Genomic DNA, 22,208 nt, shown 5'->3' with positions numbered 1-22,208 from the left:
GCCCTGTTTGATCCTGCGCAAAGAGCGGGCGCTTGCAAAATGTCATTTCCGGGGTGGTGACGCGCCGGGACCGGAAAACGGTCTGAGCGGGCGTCACGCGCATCATGGCGCTTCCGGCGCGAAAGGATCAGGACCATGGCCCATCTCACCCGTCGTCAGGCTCTTTCGGCCTTTTCCGGGCTCGCGGTCGCGACACTTGCCGCACCACATGTTGCGAAGGCGGAAGCGCCGCTCACCTTTTATGGCCCTCCGGCCGCACCGTCGGCCGTGCTGGCCCATGCGGTAAAGGGCGGGTTCCTGAAGGATGTCGCACCCGGCGCCGTCTTCAAAGCCTGGAAAACGCCGGATGAAATGCGCGCCGCCGTCGCCTCCGGCTCCATGGGAGCGGTGGTGATGCCGAGCTACGGCGTCGCCAATCTCCATAATCGCGGTCTCGGCCTAGGGCTGTTGAACGTGCTGACCACGGGCCTGCTCTATATCGTTTCGAAAGACAAAACGTTGAACTCCCTCCAGAGCCTTTCCGGCAAGACCCTCGCTTTGCCGTTCAAGAACGACATGCCCGATTTCGTGCTGCGCCGCCTTGTTGCCGAAAACGGCCTGAAGCCCGGCGACATCACGCTGGAATATGCCGCCTCGCCGCCGGAAGCCGCGCAATTGCTGCTGACGGGACGGGTGGATGCCGCCCTGCTGAGCGAGCCGGCCGCGACCGCCGTGCTCATCAAGGCGAAGTCTTTTTTCATGACCGTCCATCGCACCATCGATATCCAGCGGGAATGGGCGAAGGTGGCCGGCAAGGCTGAAATTCCGCAGGCTGGCCTCGCCTTGACATCGCTGGTCCAGCAAAAATTCGGCAGGGCCGGCATCGAGGCTTTGCAGGACGCCATGGAGACGGCGCTTGCCAGCGCCATGGCCGATCCAAAGGCGGCGGCGGCTGCGGCCGCCGATGCCTTGGGTTTCCCGCCGGAAATCATCGTCGCCTCCTTCCCGACAAGTCATCTATGCGCCCTGAAGGCGAGCGCTGCGCGCGGCGATCTCGAGGCGTTTTACGATGAGCTTGCCAAGGCCGACCCGGCAATCATCGGCGGCCGGCGGCCGGATGACGGGTTTTATCTGGTGTAACAGGCATGAACCGCATTCTCGAAAGTCTTGGCTGGATGGGCCGCTATCTCTGGGCGGGCTGGGCCGGGCTTTCAGGCATTTTCTGTTTTCTCGCCGCCTGGCAGGCCGGGCATGAGATTTATGGCTCCTTCATCCTGCCTTCGCCGGGGGAGACCTTCGCGGCAATGGGGCTTTTGGCGGCGCGGGCGGATTTCCTCGCCATCCTGTCGCAGAGCGCTGTCAGGGCCCTGACCGGCTTTGCAATCGCCGCCGGCATCGGCACGGTGGCGGGCGTGCTGGCGGGCTATTCTTTCGCGGCCATGCGGTTGATGAAGCCTGTTGTCACCGTTCTGCTCGGTGTGCCGCCCATCGGCTGGATCGTGCTGGCGCTCATCTGGTTCGGCTCGTCCGGCGGCACGGCTGTCATGACCGTCATCATCGCCTCGGCTCCCGTGTCCTTTGCCGGTGCGCTGGAAGGTGTCGCCAAGCGGGACCGTCAGCTGGAAGTGATGGCGCAGGCTTTCGGCGCTCCATGGTTTTACCGGCTGCGCACCGTCACCATGCCGCATGTGCTCTCCTACCTCTTCCCGGCCTGGACGACGACGGCGGGAAGCGCGTGGAAAGTAACCGTCATGGCCGAGCTCCTTTCGAATTCCGGCGGCATTGGCGGCGAACTGGCCACCGCACGCGCGCTGTTCGACATCGCGCAGGTCAGTGCCTGGCTCACCATCACCGTCGCGCTGGCGCTGCTGACCGATTACGGCCTGCTGCATCTGCTGCGCGAGGCGCTGGAGCGCTGGCGCGCCGCCGGGCTGCCATGGGGTGTCAAACGATGAGCGACCGTTCCATCCTGCGTTTCGAACATGTCGGCCACGCCTTTCTCGGCCGCAGCCTGTTCGAGAATTTCGATCTCGGCATAGCGCCGGGGGAAACCGTGGCGCTGCTCGGCCCCTCCGGCAGCGGCAAGACGACGATTTTACAGATCGCAGCCGGTATCATCGATCCTGTTCGCGGCCGCGTGCATCGCCATTATCGCCGGCAGGGGCTGGTGTTTCAGGAGCCGAGGCTGCTGCCGTGGATGACGCTTATCGACAATATCGCCTACGGCCTTGCGGCGGCCGGCATGCCGAAACGGGAGCGGCGCGAAAGGGCGGGCCTTTTTGCGCTGGAGGTCGGTCTGGAGGTGGCTGATTTCGGCAAATATCCGGTGGAACTCTCCGGCGGCATGCGCCAGCGCGCGGGCGTTGCGCGGGCGCTCGCCGTGGAGCCGGACATGCTGTTTCTGGATGAGCCCTTCAGCGCCGTCGATGTCGGCTTGCGCCGTCATTTGCAGGAGCTTCTGGTGGGCGCCGCCCGTCGGCGCGGTTTTTCCACGCTTCTCGTCACCCATGATCTTCATGAGGCGTTGCTGGTTGCCGATAGGCTGATCGTGCTCTCCGGCGTCGATGGCCGAGTCGTTGCCGCGCATAAGCCCGCGGGTTCGCCGGGCCGGCGCATGGCGCGTGCGGTTTTCGACGAAGCGGAACGCCTGTCCGAGAGCCCGGCCTTCGCCGAACTGTTTTCAGCAAGGGAGCGGGTGCGATGAGGCAGCCCCCCATCCTTTCCGAAGCGCTGCGGCTGTTTTTCCCTCTGGCCGCACTGCACGGTGCGGGCTGGCCCCTCCTGTGGATCGTCATCGGTGGTTATGCCCTGCCTTTCGCCGATGCGGTGCCTGCATCGCAATGGCACGCCCATGAAATGATCTTCGGCACCTATGGCATGGCGCTTGCCGGTTTTTTTGGCTCGGCGGTGCCGGAATGGACGGATACGAAGCCGGCGCAGGGACGAACGCTGCTTCATCTCGCCGGTCTCTGGCTGCCGGGCCGCCTTATCGGCTTTCTCGGGATGGAGGCAGGGAGCCTGTTTGCAGGTTTTTTCGATCTCGCCTTTCTGCTCGCGCTCTCTGTTCTCATCGGCAGGGCGATGCTGGCGCGGCGCACGATGAAACACCTGGCGTTCCTTATCTGGCTTCTTCTGTTTACGGCGGCTGAAGCGGGTGTGCGTTATGCCTGGTGGAGCGGCGATCTCGAACTTGCATCCCGCTTGCTGGAAGCGGCGCTGTGCATTTTCACCGTGCTGTTTTCGCTTTCCGCCGCGCGTATCAATGTGGTTGTCATCAATCTGGCGCTCGATCCGGGTGGCGAGACCACGCCTTATCGGCCGCATCCCGGCCGCCAGCATATGGCCGGCGCCATGGTGACGCTTTACATGGCGGCGAAACTTTTCTTTCCGCAAAGCGATGTCTGCGCCTGGCTTTCGCTTGCGGCCGGCGCCGCCTTTTTCGACCGGCTGGCCGAATGGTTCATCGGGCGTGCCGTCTTCAAGACCGAAGTGCTGTTGCTTGGCCTCGGCAATGCCTTTGCGGGCGTGGGTTTTCTGGCGCTCGGCGCGACACGGCTCGGTTTTTCCGTTACGCCCGCCGCAGGGCTGCATCTGCTCTCGGTCGGGGCGCTGGGATGCGCCATCATGGCCGTCTTCATCATTGCCGGGCTGCGGCATACGGGCCGCAACCTGACGCATCTGCCATGGCAGGCGCATGTGGCCGCCCTTCTGATGGCGATGGCCGGGCTGGTGCGCATCCTGCCGGAATTCGATTTTGCCGCAACATTATCGCCCTATCACCATGTCCTCAGCGCCGTTTTGTGGGCGGCGAGCTTCGGGGTCTGGTTGCAGGGCTTTCTGCCTTTCATGCGCGCGCTTGGCATCGATGAGGCGGGGGCATGCGGATGAGCGAGACCTTGCCCCGCTGCACCGACATCACTGTTCCGACGGGTTTGTTTATTTTTTCGGCAAAAGCACAATGTGAAATCAGTGACTTAGAGGAGGGATATTGATGAATGTTAGTTTTGATAAATAATCAATAAAATCAAGTGGTTGAACATATTTTCTTTTTGGCCGATTATAACTCCAACCGAATAGGGAAACGCGAATATGCCTAAAATAGTCGCGCCTCAACACGCAGATGAAAAGCCAAGCAGGACGAGGGAACTTGTGACCTTCGCCGTTCTGGCATTCGGAATCTGGCCCATTCTGGCGGTCGGATTTGTCGGAGCCTATGGTTTTATTGTCTGGATGTTCCAGATCATTTACGGCCCGCCGGGGCCGCCCGGACATTGAGGGAGAGATGATGATGAAAGTCTCTCTCAGCCGCCGCGATTTCCTGCGCGGCGGGCGAAAAAATAGACCACGCATCTGTCCCCCCGGGGTCGCGTTGAGGGACCTCGCCGCGTGCAGCGGTTGTGCAAAATGCGTGGAGGCCTGTCCCACCGGCATCATCGCCATGGCGGACGGTTTGCCTTGCGTGGATTTCTCCGCCGGGGAATGCACCTTTTGCGGCAAATGCGCGGAGGCCTGTCCCGAGCCGGTCTTTGCCGCCCCCGCGGCACAGCGCTTCGATCATGTCATGGCGATCGGTGAGGGGTGTCTCGCCTTCGGCAATATCGATTGCCAGGCCTGCCGCGATGCCTGTCCGACCGAGGCCATACGGTTTCGGCCACGCCGTGGCGGCCCCTTCGTTCCGGAACTGCTGGAAGATGCCTGCACCGGTTGCGGGGCATGCGTGTCCGTCTGCCCCGCCAGTGTGATCGAGATCAAAGAGAGAGCCACGGAGATGCAATATGCCTGAAAATACAGGCCGGTATCATGTCTCAAGCGCCGTGGTGGCGGTGATGCCGCAGATGCGGGACGCCGTGCTGGCAACGCTTTCAACGCTCGACAATGTCGAGGTTCATGGCGAGGGCAACGGCAAGATCGTCATCGTCATAGACGGCACGAGCACCGGCATGCTGGGCGATACGCTCACCTATATTTCGACACTCGACGGTGTGATTGCCGCCAACATGGTTTTCGAACACGTCGACACAGAGGAGACAAGCGGCGATGAGCAGCGAACTGACGCGGCGTGATCTATTGAAGGCCCATGCCGCCGGCATTGCGGCAGCAACAGCGGGCATTGCGCTGCCGGCCGCCGCCCAGCCGGTGCCAGGCGGGGTTTCCGCATTGCAGATCAAGTGGTCCAAGGCGCCCTGTCGTTTCTGCGGCACGGGCTGCGGCGTCATGGTCGGCGTCAAGGAAGGCAAGGTCGTCGCCACCCATGGCGACATGCAGGCGGAGGTCAATCGCGGCCTCAACTGTATCAAGGGCTATTTCCTGTCCAAGATCATGTATGGCAAGGACCGCCTGCAAACCCCGCTTCTGCGCAAAAAAGGCGGCGTCTACGCCAAGGACGGCGAGTTCGAGCCGGTGAGTTGGGATGAGGCCTTCGATGTGATGGCGCAACAGTGCAAGCGGGTGCTGAAGGAGAAGGGGCCGACGGCCGTGGGCATGTTCGGCTCCGGCCAGTGGACGATCTTCGAAGGCTATGCGGCAACCAAGCTGATGCGCGCCGGCTTCCGCTCCAACAATCTCGATCCCAATGCACGCCACTGCATGGCGTCGGCCGCTTACGCCTTCATGCGCACCTTCGGCATGGACGAGCCGATGGGCTGTTACGATGATTTCGAACATGCCGATGCCTTCGTGCTCTGGGGCTCGAATATGGCGGAGATGCATCCCATTCTGTGGACCCGCATTGCCGACCGGCGCCTGGGCTTCGACCATGTGAAGGTGGCGGTGCTTTCGACCTTCACCCATCGCAGCATGGACCTTGCCGATATTCCGATGGTCTTCAAGCCGGGCACGGATCTCGTCATCCTCAATTACATTGCCAATCACATCATCAAGACCGGGCGCGTCAACGAAGATTTCGTGAAGAACCACACGAAATTCGTGCGCGGTGTCACCGATATCGGTTATGGCCTGCGGCCCGACAATCCGGTTGAGGTGAATGCCGCCAATTCCGCCGATCCGACCAAGACCGAAGCGATCGATTTCGAGACCTTCAAGGAATTCGTCTCCGAATACACGCTGGAAAAGACCGCCGCCATGACCGGGGTGGAAGCCGGTTTCCTGGAGGAACTGGCCGAGCTTTATGCGGACCCGAACCGCAAGGTCATGTCGCTGTGGACCATGGGTTTCAACCAGCATGTGCGCGGCGTCTGGGCCAACCAGATGGTCTACAACATCCATCTGCTGACGGGTAAGATTTCCGAGCCGGGCAACAGCCCGTTCTCGCTCACCGGCCAGCCCTCGGCCTGCGGCACGGCGCGCGAGGTGGGCACCTTCGCCCATCGCCTGCCGGCCGACATGACGGTGACCAACCCGGAACACCGCAAACATGCTGAGGAAATCTGGCGTATCCCGCACGGCATTATCCCGGAAAAGCCGGGTTACCACGCCGTGCAGCAGGACCGCATGCTGCATGACGGCAAGCTGAATTTCTATTGGGTGCAGGTCAATAATAACGTCCAAGCCGGTCCCAACACCAAGAACGAGACCTATCAGGGCTATCGCAACCCGGAAAACTTCATCGTTGTTTCGGATGCCTATCCGACCATCACGGCCATGAGCGCTGACCTCATCCTGCCCGCCGCCATGTGGGTGGAGAAGGAAGGCGCCTATGGCAATGCCGAGCGGCGCACCCATGTCTGGCACCAGCTTGTCGAGGCCTCGGGCGAGGCGCGTTCCGACCTCTGGCAGCTGGTGGAATTTTCCAAACGCTTCACCACGGATGAGGTGTGGCCGGCGGAGATACTGGACGCCAATCCCGCCTATCGCGGCAAGACGCTGTACGAGGTGCTCTTCAAGGACAGCGATGTCGGCAAGTTCCCGTTAAGCGAGATCAACGCGGATTACCAGAACCAGGAATCCAAGGATTTCGGCTTCTATCTGCAAAAGGGTCTCTTCGAGGAATATGCCGCCTTCGGCCGCGGCCACGGCCACGATCTGGCGCCTTACGATGCCTATCACGAGGTGCGCGGCATGCGCTGGCCGGTGGTGGATGGCAAGGAAACGCTTTGGCGTTACCGCGAAGGTTACGACCCCTACGTCAAACCGGGCGAGGGCGTGAAGTTCTACGGCAACAAGGACGGCAAGGCGGTCATCATCGCCGTGCCCTACGAGCCGCCGGCGGAATCCCCGGATGCGGAATTCGATACCTGGCTGGTGACGGGCCGCGTGCTAGAGCACTGGCATTCCGGCTCCATGACCATGCGTGTGCCGGAACTCTACAAGGCCTTCCCCGGCGCCCGCTGTTTCATGAATGCCGACGATGCGCGCAAGCGCGGGCTCAATCAGGGCGCGGAAATCCGCATCATTTCGCGCCGTGGCGAAATACGCTCCCGCGTGGAAACGCGCGGCCGCAACCGCATGCCGCCCGGTGTCATCTTCGTTCCCTGGTTCGATGCCAGCCAGCTCATCAACAAGGTGACGCTCGACGCAACCGATCCCATCTCCAAGCAGACGGATTTCAAGAAATGCGCAGTCAAGATAGAGCCGGTCGCATGATCAGGAAACACGGATGGATCGCCGCCACGCTTCTGGTCGTGGCGCTCGCGACGGGGGCCGTTGCACAGATGGTGCCGGAATTGTCCGGTCCGCGCGGCGATGCCATGCAGACCGAACCTGCGAAACCCCTGCCGAAATGGGTGATCGACGATTTCAGGCGCATGCGCGCCTATCCGGAGCAGCCGCCGGTCATCCCGCATTCGATCGACGGTTACCAGCTTTCGGTCAATGCCAACCGCTGTCTCTCCTGTCACAAGCGCGAATTCACGCAGGATTCCGGCGCGCCGATGATCAGCGTCACCCATTACATGACGCGCGAAGGCCAGATGCTGGCGGATGTTTCGCCGCGCCGTTATTTCTGCACGGCCTGCCATGTGCCGCAGGCCGACACACGGCCGCTCGTGCCCAACACGTTTCAGGACATGAGCGAAATGGGCGTCAAACCAGCGGGTAGCGAATGATGATCGCCCGTGTGAAAAAACTTCTCGCCTGGCTCTGGGCGGTTCTGACGACGCCGGCCGGCACGCTCAGCCTCGCCTTCCTCACCCTTGGCGGTTTCGTCGGCGGGGTCATGTTCTGGGGCGCCTTCAACACCGCGCTCGAAATGACCAACAAGGAAGCCTTCTGCATTTCATGCCACGAGATGCGCGCCAATGTTTATGAGGAACTGACCCGGACGGTGCATTTCTCCAACCGCTCCGGCGTGCGCGCCTCCTGCCCGGATTGCCATGTGCCGCATGAGTGGACGGACAAGATCGCCCGCAAGATGCAGGCCTCGAAGGAGGTCTGGGGCAAGATTTTCGGCACCATCGATACGCGCAAAAAGTTCCTCGACAAGCGGCTGGAGCTTGCCCAGCACGAATGGTCGCGCCTGAAGGCCAATGACAGTCTGGAATGCCGCAACTGCCATTCCTCCGCTGCCATGGACTTTACCAAACAGACACAGCGCGCCGCCGATATCCATTCCAAATATCTGCTGACGGGCAAGGCCACCTGCATCGATTGCCATAAAGGCATCGCTCATGAATTGCCCAATATGGAAGGCATAGACCCCGGCTGGAAAATGCCGCCGGCGCTCAACGACCAGCCGGGGCCGACGGCCTCTGCCGTCGACGACCTGCGGCGTGCGATGATGGATGTGCATCGGAACGTTTTCTGATCGCCTGAAAAAAACGCCGTGCATCCCTTCGGGCGCACGGCGTTTTCGTCAGTGCCACCGGATCGCGGCTGTCGCGACGATCCGGTTGCCAATATGCCTGTGGCTTAGCCGATCTTCACATTGTCATCGCGCTTGATGGCGATGACGGTCGAGCGCGGCAGCTTGCCTTCGCCATCCGGGAAGGGGGCGTCCGGGTGCTGGATGCCGACAAAGTGGGTGCGCTTGTCGCCGGACCATGTCTGGCCGGTGACTTCCGAACCCTTCGGCGCGGTGAGGAAGCGCTCGATACGGCCGGTGGCCGGGTCGCCCGCCAGCATCTGGTTGTTGCCCTGGCCGGCGAAGTTGCCTTCATTGGTGTCCTCGCCATCGGTCTGGATCCAGAGCAGACCGGTGCTATCGAACATCATGCCGTCAGGCGAATTGAACATGTTGCCTTCGTTGATGTTCGAAGAACCCGCATAGGCGTCCTTGTGAACGGAAGGGTTGCCGGCCATGCAGAACAGGTCCCACTTGAACTTGCCGTCCGCATGGTCGTCATTTTCCGGATACCAGCGCACGATTTGGCCGTATTCGTTCTTTTCGCGCGGGTTGGCGGCATTGATCGCCATGGCGTCGCCGCCGGCATTGGCGCGCAGCTTGCCGTCCTTCATTTCGCCACGGCGGCTGTTGTTGGTCAGCGCGCAATAGGCTTCGATGGCGACCGGGTTGATGGCGACCCATTCCGGGCGGTCCATCGTCGTCGCGCCCACCTTGGAAGCGGCCTGACGGGTGAAGACGCAGATTTCGTCGATCTTCATGCCGGTGGTTTCAGGCGTCAGGGCGAGCCATTCACCGGCGCCGTCATCGGAAAATTTTGCGACGTAAAGCGTGCCTTCGTCGAGCAGCTTCGAGGTGTCGCCGCCCGGCACGTAAATGCCGTTTGAGACGAATTTATAGAGGAACTCGCCACGCTCGTCGTCACCCATGTAAACGACGACGCGGCCATCGCGGGCGATGACCACGGCGGCGTTTTCGTGCTTGATGCGGCCAAGCGCGGTGCGCTTGATCGGGGTGGAGGAGGCGTCCGAAGGATCGATCTCGACCACGTAACCGGCGCGGCGCGGTTCGTTGGGGTTCTTGGCGACGTCGAAACGCTCGTCGAACTTCTCATAGGCGTAGCGCGTCTCGGCGACGATGCCGTAACGCTTGTAATCGTCAGGCAGCTTGAAGGCGGCGTCGGTGGTGCCGAAATAGCCGTTGAAGTTTTCTTCGCAGGTGAGATAGGTGCCCCACGGCGTGCGGCCGGCGCCGCAATTGTTGAAGGTCCCGAGACAGTCGACACCCTTTGGGTCGGCGGCGGTCTTGACGAGATCGGAGCCTGCGGCCGGGCCGGAAAGCTTCATCGGCGTATTGTGGTGGATACGGCGGTTGAAGGGGCTGTCGAGAACGATCTTCCAGCCGTCCTTGTCTTCCGCGACTTCCATGACGGTGACGCCCTGCATGTTCTGCAGGATCTTCACGTCGTCGGCCGTCTTCGGGTTGCCTTTCTCAGCGTGCGGAAGGTTGATTTCGGGGTTCACATATTCATGGTTGACGGCGATCAGCTGGTGGCTGCCGACCACGAAGAGTTCCATGCCGTCGGTGTTTTCGCCGAAGACCTTGTCGGAGTTTTCAACGCTGACGCCCTTGGCAGGGTCGAGATCGGGAACGTTGGAGAACAGCGGCTGGCCCCATTTCGCCAGCGGCTTCCAGTTATAACCTTCCGGGACATGGATGGTGTTGTCGGTGGCGGCGGCAACCGCCTTGAAGGGGAAACGGCCAACGGTGGCTTCCTGCGCTTCGGCTGAGGTGCTGCTCATCAGGTTGCCGAGCGTGCCCATGGCGGCCGCGGCCGAACCGAAGGCAAGCACGCCGCCGAGAAAGCCGCGGCGGGAAATCGCGGTTTCGACAACGCGGTCGAAATCGGTTTCGGCCGGCGGCGGGTTCTGCAGTTCGTCCCACTCGTCCCAGGACAATTTGCTCGTATCGATGTCGGTCATAGTCTGTCTCCACCGTTGCTTGTTTGGAATCATTCCAGCAAGGTGCCTACCGTCCCAATATTTCATTCGGATGACGGAAAGGGCAGTATCGGCGGTCATTTTCCCTGCGCCGGGGCGGCGTTTTTCGTCAGCGCCCGATCAGGATGCGGGTGACAAGAAAGCCGTCGAAGCGGCAGAAACGGAAGGGAATCTTCGTTCCCCTGCGCCATTCGCCTATGTCGGCGGTCAGCCGCAGCGAGGCCGAGCCGTTATCGTCGAAGCCGGATAATTCCGCCGCCTCGAAAAAGAAAAACCGTTTCACTGTCGGATAAAGCGCCTTGAACAGGCTTTCCTTCGCCGAAAAAATCATTCCGGTCATGAAGGGGTCGATGGCGTTGCCGAGGCTGTCGTGTTCACGCTCCGTCAGGGCCTGCGTGGCGATATCGCAGGCCTCTTCCTCGGTCAGGAGCCTTTCGATATCGATGCCAATACCGCGGAACCGCCCCGAAGAGCCGGCAATGGCAATCGCCCGCTCATGGCTGTGGGAAATCGCGCCGATCACGCCTTCGGGCCAGATGGGGGCGCGGTCCTCACCCATGCCGGGAAAGGTGGAGCGGCCGGTGAGGCGGCGGATGGCTTCGGCCGCGCATCTACGCCCGGCGATGAACTCGGCCTTGCGTTTGGGCAGGGCGTGTAAAAGCTGCGGCGGCAAGGGAGGGACCTCGCCGCCGCAACCCTCATCGGCGCTGTAATGAAGGGTGAGGCAATGGCAATCGCAGCTGTCGTCCGGCCAAGGCCAGATGGCCTCCGGTGGATCGCCGGAGACGGCTTTGCGATGACACGCCGTTGCAATAGCCATGTCCGTCACCTTCATCCAGCGGCCTAGATCATGCGCTCACGCTTTCGCCCTCCCACTGCCGTTCAGGCCGCAAGCGTTGCGCCGCCATCGACGACGATCTGCTGCATCGTCACGTGGCCTGCCTGATCGGAGGCAAGGAACAGCACCGTATCGGCGATATCGTCCGGCCTCGCGATCTTGCCGAGCGGGATGCCGAGCTTGAACTGCTCGGGCAGCCCCGCGACCAGCCGGTCCTTGCCGGAAGGATCGCTCAACATGCCGGCAAGCATCGGCGTATCGGTGGAGCCGGGTGAAACGACATTGCAGCGCACGCCATAGGGCGCAAGCTCCAGGGCGGCGCAATGGCTGAGGCTGACCAGCGCCGCCTTGGAAGCGCAATAGGCCATCATGCCGATGCGCGGCACGACGGCGGCATTTGAGCCAACATTGACGATGGCGCCGCGCCCCTGCCGCTTGAAGGTGCCGCTCCATTGCCGCAGCATATAGAACGGTCCGGCGGCATTGACATCCATGCAGGCTTTCCAGTCCGCCGGCGTCAGGCTCTCGCTGTCGCCGAGCCGCAATATGCCGGCGGCATTGACCAGAATATCGAGCCCGCCCCATTCGCTCTCTATCGCCTTGCAGGTCGTCTCCACCGCCGCCGCGTCGGTGATGTCGAGCGCGATCTGGCGAAAGGGGGCCCCCACTGTGTCGGCCAGAAGGTCGAGGCCGATGACCTCGGCCCCATCCTCGATGAAACGTTCGGCGATGCGGCGGCCGATGCCCTGGGCCGTGCCCGTCACCAGCACGCGCCGCCCGCTAAATCTCTGTTGTGTCATCTTGTCCGTCCGCTCAGGCTGCGAGCCGCTTTTCTTCGATCAGCGCCCACCAGGCGGAAAGTGTCGGCACACGGGCCAGCTCATCGAAGCCGACGGTGACACCGCGCTCCTTCAATTCGCCGGCGAGCTTCATCACCTGCAGCGAATCCAGTCCGTAGAAGATGAGGTTCTCATCGGGGTCGATATCGCTTTCATCCTCCACCATCTGCAGGACGCGGGCTTTCAGCCATTCGCGGGTGCCGGTGGCCTCGCTTGCGCCGACAAGGCTTGCTGTGTCGATCACCACGCCGCAGCGCGTCGCCACATATTGCAGCGCCATGCGGTGTTCGGCCTCGGAAAAATCGGCGACACCGTCACCGATCATGAAGGGCTGAATATCCTTCATGAAGGCTTCCACCGCCGTCATCATGCAGCCGATATGGGCGTAAACGCCGCCGACGATGATCTGGTCGCGGCCCCAGCCTTTCATGCGCTCGGCAAGGTCGGAACGCTGGAAGGCGCTGTAGCGCCATTTGGTCAGCACCACGTCGTCGGGCGTCGGCGCGAGCTTGTCAACCACCTTCTGCAATTCGGGATCGACGACAGTGAGACCCGGTCCCCACATGTCGTTCAGCAGCGCGCGGTCGCCGGGCGGCTGGTTATGCGGCTGGGCGGTATAGATGACCGGCACGCCGTTCTGAACGGCCCATGCCTTCACCTTGGCGAGATTGTCGATGAGGGTGGTCATCAGCTTGCCGTCGGCCTCGTAGAACCGCAGGAAATAACGCTGCATGTCGTGGATGAGCAGTACGACGCGATTCGCATCGGGCTGCCATTTTGTCTTGTTGGCCGGAAAGCTCGCGGCAACCGGCATCGGATAGTCGGAAATGGTGGGGATCGTCATGGTGACCTCGGTTTTTTGCTGCGCCGGCTCGGGCGGCGCGTAATGTTTGGAATTGGGGACGCCCTTTTGAGCGTCCCTTTCGGTTGGCGCTGCTTGTCAGGCGCTGATGGCGACGGGGGCTGTCAGCAGATCGCGTAGGCGCTTCTTGTCGATCTTGCCGACGGCGGTGAGCGGCATGGCCTCGATGAAGCGCACGCGGTCCGGCAGCTTGTAGTCTGCGACGCCGAGACCGGCGAGATGCTGGCGGATGGCCGGCGCCTTGAGCGCGGGATTGCGCGACACGACGAAGACGCAGCTTTTTTCGCCGAGAAGTTCGTCCTGCATCGCCACCAGCGCCGCGTGCGTCACATCCGGATGCCGCAGGATGAGGTTTTCCACCTCCTCCGAAGCGACCTTTTCGCCGCCGCGATTGATCTGGTCCTTCACCCGGCCAACGACCCGCAGATAACCTTCGGGCGTGCGCTGCACGACGTCGCCGGAATAATAGTAGCCATCCTTGTCGAAGACCCGGGCGCTGTGTTCGGGGGCGCGGTAATAGCCCCGGAACGTGTAGGGACCACGGGTCGCCAGCATGCCGGCTTCGCCCTCGGGCACGTCGTTGCCATCCTCGTCGACGATGCGGATTTCGTCGTCCGGGCTGATCGGCCTGCCTTGCGTGGTGGAGACGATATGGTCGGGGTCATTGAAGCGGGTGTAGTTCACGAGACCTTCCGCCATGCCGAACACCTGCTGCAGATCGCAGCCCAGCACCTCCGGCACCTGGCGGGCGAGCGCTTCGGCGAAGCTTGCGCCGCCGACCTGCAGGAGCTTGAGCGACTTCAGCCGTTCGCGATGGGCGGGAGCCGCCTGCAGCCACAGCGCCACCGCCGGCGGCACCAGCGGCACGATATCGACGCCGTGTTTTTCGATCAGATCGAAGCAGGCGAGCGGCTCCGGATTGGCGGCCATGACCACCGCACCGCCGGCGTGGAACACCCCAAGCGCGCCGGGTGAGCTCATCGGGTAATTATGCGCCACCGGAATGGCGCAGAGGAAGCGGGTCTGCGGCGAAAGTTCGCAAATCTCCGCGCTGGCCCGGGCGCTGTAGTCGTAGTCGTTATGCGTCCGGGGGATCAGTTTCGGCGTTCCGGTGCTGCCGCCGGAAAGCTGGAACAGCGCCACCTCATCGGCGGCGGAAGGGGCGTAAGCCGGTGGATTTTCGGCCGGTGCGGCCAGCTTCTGCTCCAGGCTTCGCTGCGGATCGGTTTCGCCGAGCAGCAGGGTCACGGCAAGCTCTGGAGAGGCCGCCTTCAGCGCCTCCACAAATATGTCATCGGCGAAAAGCTCGTGGCTGCGCGAGGCGATCACCAGCTTCGGCGCGATCTGCTCCGCATAGGAGGTCATTTCCAGCCGGCGATGGCTGAAAAGCGCATTGACGGGGGCAGCGCCGATTTTGATGAGCGCGAAAAAGACGAGATAGAACTCGGCTATGTTCGGCAATTGCACCAGCGCCGTATCACCCCTGCCGATGCCTGCGGCGGAGAGATGTCCGGCCAGATTGGAGGATTGCCGGTCGAGATCGGCGTAGCTGAAACGACGGTCGCCGCAGATCAGTGCCGTGGCGTCCGGCCGGCGCTCCACCTGTTCGGCGAGAATGCCGCTCAGCGGCCGGTCGATCCAGTAGCCGCGTTCGCGGTATCGGCGAGCGAAATCCTCGGGCCAGCGTTGGAATTCGATTGTCATGGTTTGTCCCTGGAAAAATTAGGCCGCAAGACCGCAGGCGTTCAGCATGGTCTTGAGCTTGGTCTGCACCTCGGCCCATTCGGATTCGGGCTCCGAGGCCTCCACGATGCCCGCGCCGGCGAAGAGCCGCACGGTTTCCCGCTGCACGGTGCCGCAACGGATGGTCACTACCCATTCGCCGTTTCCTTGCGAATCCGTCCAGCCGACCATGCCGGTGAAGAGGCCGCGCTCGAAAGGCTCGACGAAGCGGATGAGGCGATGGGCGCGCTCGGTGGGGAAGCCGCAGACGGCTGGCGTCGGGTGCAGCATGCAGGCAAGCTGCAGCGCGTTGGTTTCCGGATCGGCGAGACGGCCTTCGATGCGGGTCGAAAGATGCCAGAGCGCCGCCGTGTTGATGAGGGAGGGTTTTTCGGGAACATCGAGTTCCGCGCAGACCGGCGAAAGCAGCGAGCGGATATCCTCGATGACAAGGCTATGCTCGTAATGATCCTTTTCCGAGGCCGAGAGCCGATCCGCATTGGCCTTGTCGGCTGCCGGATCGACCATGCGTTTTGCCGATCCCGCCAGCGGGTTCGAGGTGATTTTCTCGCCCTGCTTGCGAATAAGAAGTTCCGGGCTGACGCCGATCAGGTCGCCGCCATCGGGCAGCGGAATGCGGAACTGGTAACCTTCGCGGTTCTGTTTGGCCAGACTCGCCAGCAATCTTTCGACATTGACCTCGGAGGCGAAAGTCAGTTCACGCATGACGGAAAGCACCGCCTTGCGTACTTCGGAATGGCGGAAATTGACGATGGCATGTTCGACGGCATGCTTGAAACCGCTCTCGTCCGGCAGGCTGTTCTGGCCGACAAGGGCGGGCATGGCCGAATCGGCGACGATCGGCTCCGCATCCTTGGAATTCCATTCATAGTTGTATGGGATATATAGGCATGAGGGTTCGCTGACATCGAAGGGGATCGCGCCGATGGCGATTGGGTTCTCCTGTCCCTCCCGCTGCGCACGCTCGAACGCGCCGGCCAGTGCCTGCTGCAGCGGGCTGGCAATGTCTTCGCCGCCCCGGGCAGGAATCGCTATCTTTTCGCGAATGCCCTTGGCGCGCAATTGCCCGCTGCCGGAAGTGAACAGAAATTCTCTATTAAATTCAGTAATTTCGTCGGATTCGACGTCATTCGTCCTGAGTGCTCCCGTTTTCATGGGATGCCTCCTGTGCGAGTGGTTGACGATGGCTTATACTTGAGTATGCTAATCATGTTTTGTCAACCGGTACAAACTCACATGCTAAATTTAACCCCGATGCAGGTGGCCTATTGGGTCGGCCGCGAGGCGGATGGAATACTCGGGAAAGTTACGCCGCATCTTTGCCTCGAATTCGACGGGCAGGCGTTGGATGCGAAAAAACTGGCCGTTGCCGTCGAAAGGCTCTGCCGGCGTCACCCCATGCTGAGCCTCAGGATCGATGCTGAAGGCCATCAGTCCGTCGATCCTGCCGGTCGGCCGCTCAGCCTCGATGTGGAGGACATGGCCGCGCTTGATTCGGATGCGCTTGCACGCCGTCTTGAGGCGAAGCGCGAGGAATGGAGCCATCGCCGGGCCGATCTTCGCTTTGCCGCACCGGCGGCGATCTCGCTCAGCCTGTTGCCGGAGGGACGTTGCCGTCTGCATGTGGACACAGACATGCTGGCCGTCGATCCGGCCAGCGTGCGGATCGTGATGGAAGACCTTGCCCGCTTTTACGAAACGGCGACAGACGCAGACGAAACCCGGACTTTCGAACCGGTGACCCCGTCGTTTTTCGACTGGGCGGAACGTCTCATGTCCGACCCGGACTTGAGGGGCCTGCGCGAAAGGGACCGCCTGTGGTGGCGGCAACGGCTTGCCGATGTTCCGGACGCTCCGCCGCTGCCGTTTCTGTCCGATGACCCCTTGCGCGCCGTTCACACGGACCGGCTCGCCACGCTGCTTTCTGCGGCGGAGCGCGGCAGCCTGGAGCGGACAGCGCGGCGTTTTTCCGTGACGACATCGACCCTTCTGCTGGGCGTTTTCGCACTGGCGCTGTCTCAGGCGTCGAGGGCGGAAAAATTCCGGCTTTCCGTGCCGGCTTTCTGGCGCGCACCGCTGTTGCAAGGGGTCGATGAAATCGTCGGCGAATTTTCCAACGTGCTCATGCTCGGCGTCGATATCAGGCCTGAAGAAACGCTCGATGCGCTGCTTGGTCGGCTGTTTGATGAGATGAACGGGCTTCTCGCACACCAGTCCTATCCGGGCGTCAGCGTCATGCGCGATCTCTCCCGCCAGCGCGGTGGTTTGCAGACCTCGCCGGTGGTTTTCACCGCCGGGGTCGATCTTCCGGGCGGGGAGCTGTTTTCGGAACGGGTCGGGCGGGTGTTCGGTCCGATGGTCCACACCGTCTCGCAGGGGCCGGGGGTGGCGCTGGATGCGCAGGTAGCGGCGTTGGATGGCGGGTTGCTGATCAACTGGGATGTGCGGCTCGATGCGCTGCCGGAACGCTGGCTGCGCGCCCTGTTCGAAACCTACGTCGCTCTTCTCCGGCGGATCGCGGAAAGCCCCGATCTCGCTTGCGAAAGCGTGGAGCGATTGGTCGCGAAGCGGTCGGAAACGGCAGCCGAGGCAAAAGGAAAACCCATGGAACGTCCCCTCTCACCCCTGCAACAGGCCTATCTGCTCGGGCGCGGCACCCATCTGCCGCTGAGCGGCGTGGCCATGCAGGAGTTCCGCGAATATCGGGGCGATATCGACCCGGAACTGCTGCGGTCGCGGCTTGCCGCGATGGTCGCGAGACATGAAAGCCTGCGCACCCGCATCGATGAGCGACGGCTGGTGCAGATGGTCTCCGACGAGCCGAAGATCAATCTCGATCTCGTCGATCTTTCGGCCCTGTCTCTTCCGCAAGCCGAGGCAAGGATCGACACGGTGCGACGGGATTTTTCCCATGCACATTTCGATCTCGCAGCCTCGCCATGGCAGGTCACGGTGTTTCTTATGCCGGATGCAGGGCCGACGGGGCATAGAATCGTGGTCTTCCTGCGTTTCGACGCGCTTATCCTTGATGGGCGGGCCATTGCCAGCCTCGCGGCGGAACTCTTCGATGGTGTCGTGCCGCCGGAAACCGCCGCAACGGCCGGAACGCCGAAGGAGGATATCTCGGCGGCCCGTGCCGGGGATGCCGCCTATTGGGCTGAAAAGTTGAAAGACGCCGAGGTGCCCTCGCAACTGCCGTGGAAAGCACCGCTCGAAACCATTCCAACCTCGCGTTACAGCCGCCGGAGCCTGACTGTCGAAAAACAGCGTTTCACCGCCTTTTCACGCATCGGTGCGAAAGAGCGGCTGTTCAAGAATTCGGCGCTGACGGCCGTTATTCTCGATGTGCTCTCGCTCTGGCTCAACGAAGGCGCGCTCGTCGTCGGCATTCCCATCGCGCCGCAGGTGGAAGGCGCCTTCGCCAACCGCTCCAGCTTCATCGCCATTCAATGGGATGCGGCCAGGAATAGCTTTGCGGAGCGGGCGGCGGGCCTCCAGACGGATGTGCTGGAAGGGCTGAACCATCTCGCCTTTTCGGGTATCGATCTCAATCGTGTGCTTCTCAATGCCAATCCGGGCGGGCTCGCCTTACCGGTGGTGATCACCAACGGTCTGACCTGGCCGACGCTTTCGTCCGAGTCGACGATGCAATGGACCGGCGGGCTAACCCAGACGCCACAGGTGGCGCTGGATTTCCGCTTTTCGCAGAATCCGCAGGGCGATCTCGTGCTCGATATCGACTATGCCGAGCAGGCGATCGATGCGGCGATGGTGGCGGATATTCTCGCAGCCATCGAGCGTGCTATTGTCGCGATCGCCGATAGCGGCGCTTTCTCCTTCAACGCACGCGATATTGTCGACCTGTCCCACTACCGGCTGAACGGCGACGAAGGAAACTTCGTCTGCCCGCCATTTCTGGAACGGATCGCCGGCCATCTTTTCGAGGGCGACCCGTCGCGCACGGCGCTCGTCAGCGGCAAGCGGCGCATCGCCTATGGCGAACTCGGTCAGATGGTGGCAGGGGCGATGGCGGGCCTTAAGGCGCGCGGCATCGGCCGCGGCGATGTCGTGGCCGTGTGCCTGCCGCGCAGCCCGGAACATACGGCCATCACGCTCGCCGCAGCGCTGATGGGTGCGGTCTGGGTGCCGGTCGATGCCGGCTCGCCGGAAGATCGCCTGCGCTATTTGCTGACCAATTGCAGCCCGGCGATCATCGTCGCCCGCAGCGTTCCGCAGGGTTTCGACGCTGTCGATCCGGCGGCGCTTCTGTCCGCACCCGCACCGGCTGGCGCACACGTTAGCATGGCGGAGGTAGCGGCGCTTTCCCGAAGCGAAGAGCCTGCCTATTATCTCTACACGTCGGGCACGACGGGCAAACCGAAATGCGTCGTGCTTTCCAACCGCGCCACGGCCAATGTCATCGGCAGCACACTTGCGGAATGGGCGGTGACGGATGGCGATGTGTTGATCTCCGTCACGCCGCTGCATCACGACATGTCCGTCTTCGATGTTTTCGGCGCGCTTGTCGCGGGGGCGACGCTGGTGCTGCCGGAACCGGGAGAGGAAAAGGATGCGGTGCGTTGGAACGAACTGGTGGCCGAGCATGGCGTCACGCTCTGGTGCTCGGTGCCGGCCATTCTCGAAATGCTTCTCTCCTGCCGCCGTGGCGACCAGCTTGCTTCGCTGCGGCTCGTCGCGCAGGGCGGCGATTACATCAAGCCGATGATTATCGAAGAGCTTCGCAGATTGAAGCCCGGCCTGCGGCTGATATCGCTCGGCGGGCCGACGGAAACCACGATCTGGAGCATCTGGCACGAGATCGTTGCGGAAGATGTGGCGGCCGTGCCCTATGGCCACCCGCTGCCCGCCAATCGATATTTCGTCCTCAACGATCAGGGCGGCCATTGCCCGGCCGGTGTCGTTGGCCGCATCCATACGGCCGGCGTGAATGTGGCCATCGGTTATCTCGAAGATGGCGCGATTACCCAGACGGATTTCGTGACGGTTGCCGATCCGGAAGGAAACCCCGTGCGCGCCTTCCGCACCGGAGACCGGGGCCGTTACCGGCCGGATGGCAAGATCATGTTTGCCAGCCGCGTCAATGGTTACGTCAAGGTGCGCGGCGTGCGCGTTTCGCTGCCGGATGTGGAAAACGAGCTTATCCGCCATCCTTCCATCCAGCGGGTTCTGGTGGTGGATTACGGCGTCGAACAAAAGGGCGAGGCGGCCATCGGCGTGCTTTACGTCGTTGCACCGGGCCTTGATCTGTCGACCGCCGATCTGCGCAATTTTGCCCGCCAGCATCTGCCGGAATCGCATGTGCCGGGCCGGTTTCTCAAGGTCGACGATCTGCCGCTCTCGGCCAATGGCAAGCCGGATCGCCGTCGCGCCCGCGAATTGCTGACCGGTGCTGCGGAACCGGCAAAAATCTCCGCCCCTGCGGCTCCCGCCGTCGATCAGGGCGACCGCCGGGTGCTGGATATCTATCTCGGCGTGCTGGGCAAAAAACCGGCGAATGTGGATGAAAACAGCGACCTGCTGGCGCTCGGTCTTCTGCCTTCGCATCTGAAAACAGTCTCGGCTGAAATCCGCACTGCCTTCGGCGTGGAGCTCACACCGCAGCAGCTTTTGCGGTGCCGCAACGCCAGACAGGTGACTTCGCTCCTGGCCGCCCGGGCGGCGTGAACCCAATCATTTCGGGCGGCACTTCGCGCCCGATAACGGAAATTGTGCAAGGAAAAACAGATGGCGCATATCGATCCTGCCGGCGGCTGGCTTCCACTGACGCAGCCGCAACTCGATTTCTGGGAGGAGTTTTCCTTCCATCCCGACGAGCCGGTTTCCACCGTCGCCCATTACATCGATCTTTCCGGTGCGGTGAATGAAAGCGCGCTCATCGAGGCGATCAAACGCACCGTGCGCGAATCCGAAGTCCTGTCGATCCGTTTCCGCATCGGCGAGGACGGCGAGACGCCGCAGCAATGCTGCGATCCAAGCCATGCCCCGGTGGTGGAGCTTGTCGATCTCCGCGGCGATGCCGCTCCTCTGGAAGAGGCGCTGCGGCGCATGAACGCGGATGTGGAAGCAAGGCTCGATCTCAGAACCGACAGGCTTTCGGCGCAGCTGCTCTACCGTATCGCCGACGATCGTTATCTCTGGTACATCCGCGCCCATCATATCGTCGTGGATGGTTATGGCCTGACGCTGGTTGAGCAGCGCTGCGGCCAGCTTTACGGGCACTATTGCGGCAAAGGCGAAGCTGGTCCGGATTTCCACCCATTCGGCGATTTCCTTGCCGAAGAGGATGCCTATAAGCAAAGCCGGCGTTTTGAAAAGGACCGCGATTTCTGGGCGGCCTATCTTGCCGCACCCGCCGATTTGCCGGTGCTGAACAAGGATTGCGAGGACTATGGCGGCGGCGGCCTGCATACGGACGCGGCCTTGCCGCAGGGTTTCAGCACGCGGTTGCAGCAGGTGGCGGGCGCAATGGAGATCGGCTGGCCGGACCTTCTGGTGCTGCTATCCGGCCTTTATCTCCACCGTGTCCTGCCGCGGCCGGATCGCGATGTGCTGACCTTGTGGCTGCCCTTCATGAGCCGCTGGGGCAGCGTCGGCGCGCATATGCCGGCCATGCTCGTCAATATTTTGCCCTTCCATCTCGCCATCGAGCCGGGCGAGAGCCTCGGCGCATTTCTGACGCGCAACGCCGCCAATCTGCGAAAGCAGCGCCTGCATGGCCGCTACCGCATCGAGCAGATCGCCGCCGACCGGGAAATCCCGAAGGGCCGGCGCTTCTTCTTCTCGCCGCTCATCAATGTCCTGCCCTTCAGCGCGCCGGTCTTTGCCGGGCTTATCGTTGTCAGGCACATTCTCGCCAACGGTCCCGGCGACGGGTTCAACCTGACCTTCCGTGGCGAAGATGACGGCAGCGAGCTGAACCTGCATATCGATGCGGATTCGGTGCTGACGCAAGCGGAGGATTTCGCCCGTTACCGCGAGGAGTTGCCATTGTTCCTCGATGCCATGCTGCGCGAGGAGGCGCTGACGCTTGCGGCGGCTGAGGCGTCCATGGCGTTCCGTCTGGCGGTTTGAAGGGGGGACGCCTGTGGGTGAATGCCAGGCCGGCTTCAGAGTGTGAGGCCGGGCATACGTTGCCGATAAAGACGGATAGTCCCTTTTCCGTCATGCCGGACTAGATCCGGCATCCAGC

The 22,208-nt window shown here is 62.3% G+C and carries 18 protein-coding genes; 12 read left to right on the top strand and 6 right to left on the bottom strand.

Annotated features, from left to right (window positions below; translation table 11 throughout):
- The first annotated feature begins 135 nt into the window (after positions 1 to 135).
- The 10 genes from ACQZ5K_RS20365 (at position 136) to ACQZ5K_RS20320 (ending at position 8,680) form a co-directional block, all read left to right on the top strand.
- Positions 136 to 1,119: an ABC transporter substrate-binding protein gene (locus tag ACQZ5K_RS20365; RefSeq protein WP_448741227.1), complete on the top strand. Its 984-nt coding sequence runs from the start codon at positions 136 to 138 to the stop codon at positions 1,117 to 1,119.
- Between the two features lie 5 nt (positions 1,120 to 1,124).
- Positions 1,125 to 1,934: an ABC transporter permease gene (locus ACQZ5K_RS20360; RefSeq protein WP_448741226.1), complete on the top strand. Its 810-nt coding sequence runs from the start codon at positions 1,125 to 1,127 to the stop codon at positions 1,932 to 1,934.
- Positions 1,931 to 2,683, top strand: a complete 753-nt coding sequence (locus tag ACQZ5K_RS20355) for an ATP-binding cassette domain-containing protein (RefSeq protein WP_448741225.1) — start codon at positions 1,931 to 1,933, stop codon at positions 2,681 to 2,683. The genes ACQZ5K_RS20360 and ACQZ5K_RS20355 overlap by 4 nt, the downstream gene beginning before the upstream one ends.
- On the top strand, positions 2,680 to 3,867 hold the full coding sequence (locus ACQZ5K_RS20350) for an NnrS family protein (RefSeq protein ID WP_448741224.1): 1,188 nt from the start codon (positions 2,680 to 2,682) through the stop codon (positions 3,865 to 3,867). Before ACQZ5K_RS20355 ends, ACQZ5K_RS20350 begins: the two co-directional genes overlap by 4 nt.
- 201 nt (positions 3,868 to 4,068) lie before the next feature.
- The gene (napE, locus tag ACQZ5K_RS20345; protein ID WP_003585411.1) at positions 4,069 to 4,254 is read left to right on the top strand and encodes a periplasmic nitrate reductase, NapE protein; all 186 of its coding nucleotides are present in this window, start codon (positions 4,069 to 4,071) and stop codon (positions 4,252 to 4,254) included.
- A gap of 7 nt (positions 4,255 to 4,261) precedes the next feature.
- The gene (locus ACQZ5K_RS20340) at positions 4,262 to 4,762 is read left to right on the top strand and encodes a ferredoxin-type protein NapF (RefSeq protein ID WP_448741223.1); all 501 of its coding nucleotides are present in this window, start codon (positions 4,262 to 4,264) and stop codon (positions 4,760 to 4,762) included.
- Positions 4,755 to 5,042, top strand: coding sequence for a chaperone NapD (locus ACQZ5K_RS20335; RefSeq protein ID WP_003520944.1), 288 nt, complete (start codon positions 4,755 to 4,757; stop codon positions 5,040 to 5,042). The genes ACQZ5K_RS20340 and ACQZ5K_RS20335 overlap by 8 nt, the downstream gene beginning before the upstream one ends.
- Positions 5,017 to 7,521: a periplasmic nitrate reductase subunit alpha gene (gene napA, locus ACQZ5K_RS20330; RefSeq protein ID WP_448741222.1), complete on the top strand. Its 2,505-nt coding sequence runs from the start codon at positions 5,017 to 5,019 to the stop codon at positions 7,519 to 7,521. The genes ACQZ5K_RS20335 and napA overlap by 26 nt, the downstream gene beginning before the upstream one ends.
- On the top strand, positions 7,491 to 7,982 hold the full coding sequence (locus tag ACQZ5K_RS20325) for a nitrate reductase cytochrome c-type subunit (RefSeq protein WP_374997448.1): 492 nt from the start codon (positions 7,491 to 7,493) through the stop codon (positions 7,980 to 7,982). The genes napA and ACQZ5K_RS20325 overlap by 31 nt, the downstream gene beginning before the upstream one ends.
- A 2-nt stretch (positions 7,983 to 7,984) precedes the next feature.
- Positions 7,985 to 8,680 carry a cytochrome c3 family protein gene (locus ACQZ5K_RS20320; protein ID WP_448741269.1) on the top strand — a complete coding sequence of 232 codons (696 nt, stop codon included), beginning with the start codon at positions 7,985 to 7,987 and terminating at the stop codon, positions 8,678 to 8,680.
- 104 nt (positions 8,681 to 8,784) lie between these two features.
- Here ACQZ5K_RS20320 and ACQZ5K_RS20315 read toward each other — a convergent pair whose 3' ends face one another.
- The 6 genes from ACQZ5K_RS20315 to ACQZ5K_RS20290 form a co-directional block, all read right to left on the bottom strand.
- Entirely contained in the window at positions 8,785 to 10,698 is a 1,914-nt protein-coding gene (locus tag ACQZ5K_RS20315; protein ID WP_448741221.1) for a PhoX family protein, read from the bottom strand.
- Between the two features lie 127 nt (positions 10,699 to 10,825).
- Positions 10,826 to 11,536: a 4'-phosphopantetheinyl transferase family protein gene (locus ACQZ5K_RS20310; RefSeq protein WP_448741220.1), complete on the bottom strand. Its 711-nt coding sequence runs from the start codon at positions 11,534 to 11,536 to the stop codon at positions 10,826 to 10,828.
- Positions 11,537 to 11,598: 62 nt separating this feature from the next.
- Complete coding sequence (gene dhbA / locus ACQZ5K_RS20305) at positions 11,599 to 12,354, bottom strand: 2,3-dihydro-2,3-dihydroxybenzoate dehydrogenase (protein WP_448741219.1); 756 nt, start codon at positions 12,352 to 12,354, stop codon at positions 11,599 to 11,601.
- 13 nt (positions 12,355 to 12,367) lie between these two features.
- On the bottom strand, positions 12,368 to 13,237 hold the full coding sequence (locus ACQZ5K_RS20300; RefSeq protein ID WP_448741218.1) for an isochorismatase family protein: 870 nt from the start codon (positions 13,235 to 13,237) through the stop codon (positions 12,368 to 12,370).
- Positions 13,238 to 13,333: 96 nt separating this feature from the next.
- A complete protein-coding gene (locus ACQZ5K_RS20295) occupies positions 13,334 to 14,959 on the bottom strand; it encodes a (2,3-dihydroxybenzoyl)adenylate synthase (protein ID WP_448741217.1) in 1,626 nt (541 codons plus the stop codon).
- 18 nt (positions 14,960 to 14,977) lie between these two features.
- Complete coding sequence (locus ACQZ5K_RS20290; protein ID WP_448741216.1) at positions 14,978 to 16,153, bottom strand: isochorismate synthase; 1,176 nt, start codon at positions 16,151 to 16,153, stop codon at positions 14,978 to 14,980.
- Positions 16,154 to 16,234: 81 nt separating this feature from the next.
- Between ACQZ5K_RS20290 and ACQZ5K_RS20285 the strand changes: the two genes are divergently transcribed.
- Positions 16,235 to 20,683, top strand: a complete 4,449-nt coding sequence (locus tag ACQZ5K_RS20285; protein ID WP_448741215.1) for an amino acid adenylation domain-containing protein — start codon at positions 16,235 to 16,237, stop codon at positions 20,681 to 20,683.
- 60 nt (positions 20,684 to 20,743) lie between these two features.
- Positions 20,744 to 22,090, top strand: a complete 1,347-nt coding sequence (locus ACQZ5K_RS20280; protein ID WP_448741214.1) for a condensation domain-containing protein — start codon at positions 20,744 to 20,746, stop codon at positions 22,088 to 22,090.
- Positions 22,091 to 22,208 lie beyond the last annotated feature (118 nt).

This window comes from Agrobacterium sp. 22-226-1 (genome assembly GCF_053522345.1).
The sequence above is the reverse complement of the archived record's forward strand: the minus strand, read 5'-3'. Positions and strand labels throughout refer to the sequence as shown.

What these genes read in the sequence shown, in the direction of transcription:
- ACQZ5K_RS20365 (WP_448741227.1), top strand. Translation starts at nt 136, where the DNA reads ATGGCCCATCTCACCCGTCGTCAGGCTCTTTCGGCCTTTTCCGGGCTC.
- ACQZ5K_RS20360 (WP_448741226.1), top strand. Translation starts at nt 1,125, where the DNA reads ATGAACCGCATTCTCGAAAGTCTTGGCTGGATGGGCCGCTATCTCTGG.
- ACQZ5K_RS20355 (WP_448741225.1), top strand. Translation starts at nt 1,931, where the DNA reads ATGAGCGACCGTTCCATCCTGCGTTTCGAACATGTCGGCCACGCCTTT.
- ACQZ5K_RS20350 (WP_448741224.1), top strand. Translation starts at nt 2,680, where the DNA reads ATGAGGCAGCCCCCCATCCTTTCCGAAGCGCTGCGGCTGTTTTTCCCT.
- napE (WP_003585411.1), top strand. Translation starts at nt 4,069, where the DNA reads ATGCCTAAAATAGTCGCGCCTCAACACGCAGATGAAAAGCCAAGCAGG.
- ACQZ5K_RS20340 (WP_448741223.1), top strand. Translation starts at nt 4,262, where the DNA reads ATGATGATGAAAGTCTCTCTCAGCCGCCGCGATTTCCTGCGCGGCGGG.
- ACQZ5K_RS20335 (WP_003520944.1), top strand. Translation starts at nt 4,755, where the DNA reads ATGCCTGAAAATACAGGCCGGTATCATGTCTCAAGCGCCGTGGTGGCG.
- napA (WP_448741222.1), top strand. Translation starts at nt 5,017, where the DNA reads ATGAGCAGCGAACTGACGCGGCGTGATCTATTGAAGGCCCATGCCGCC.
- ACQZ5K_RS20325 (WP_374997448.1), top strand. Translation starts at nt 7,491, where the DNA reads ATGCGCAGTCAAGATAGAGCCGGTCGCATGATCAGGAAACACGGATGG.
- ACQZ5K_RS20315 (WP_448741221.1), bottom strand. Translation starts at nt 10,698, where the DNA reads ATGACCGACATCGATACGAGCAAATTGTCCTGGGACGAGTGGGACGAA.
- ACQZ5K_RS20310 (WP_448741220.1), bottom strand. Translation starts at nt 11,536, where the DNA reads ATGGCTATTGCAACGGCGTGTCATCGCAAAGCCGTCTCCGGCGATCCA.
- dhbA (WP_448741219.1), bottom strand. Translation starts at nt 12,354, where the DNA reads ATGACACAACAGAGATTTAGCGGGCGGCGCGTGCTGGTGACGGGCACG.
- ACQZ5K_RS20300 (WP_448741218.1), bottom strand. Translation starts at nt 13,237, where the DNA reads ATGACGATCCCCACCATTTCCGACTATCCGATGCCGGTTGCCGCGAGC.
- ACQZ5K_RS20295 (WP_448741217.1), bottom strand. Translation starts at nt 14,959, where the DNA reads ATGACAATCGAATTCCAACGCTGGCCCGAGGATTTCGCTCGCCGATAC.
- ACQZ5K_RS20290 (WP_448741216.1), bottom strand. Translation starts at nt 16,153, where the DNA reads ATGAAAACGGGAGCACTCAGGACGAATGACGTCGAATCCGACGAAATT.
- ACQZ5K_RS20285 (WP_448741215.1), top strand. Translation starts at nt 16,235, where the DNA reads ATGCTAAATTTAACCCCGATGCAGGTGGCCTATTGGGTCGGCCGCGAG.
- ACQZ5K_RS20280 (WP_448741214.1), top strand. Translation starts at nt 20,744, where the DNA reads ATGGCGCATATCGATCCTGCCGGCGGCTGGCTTCCACTGACGCAGCCG.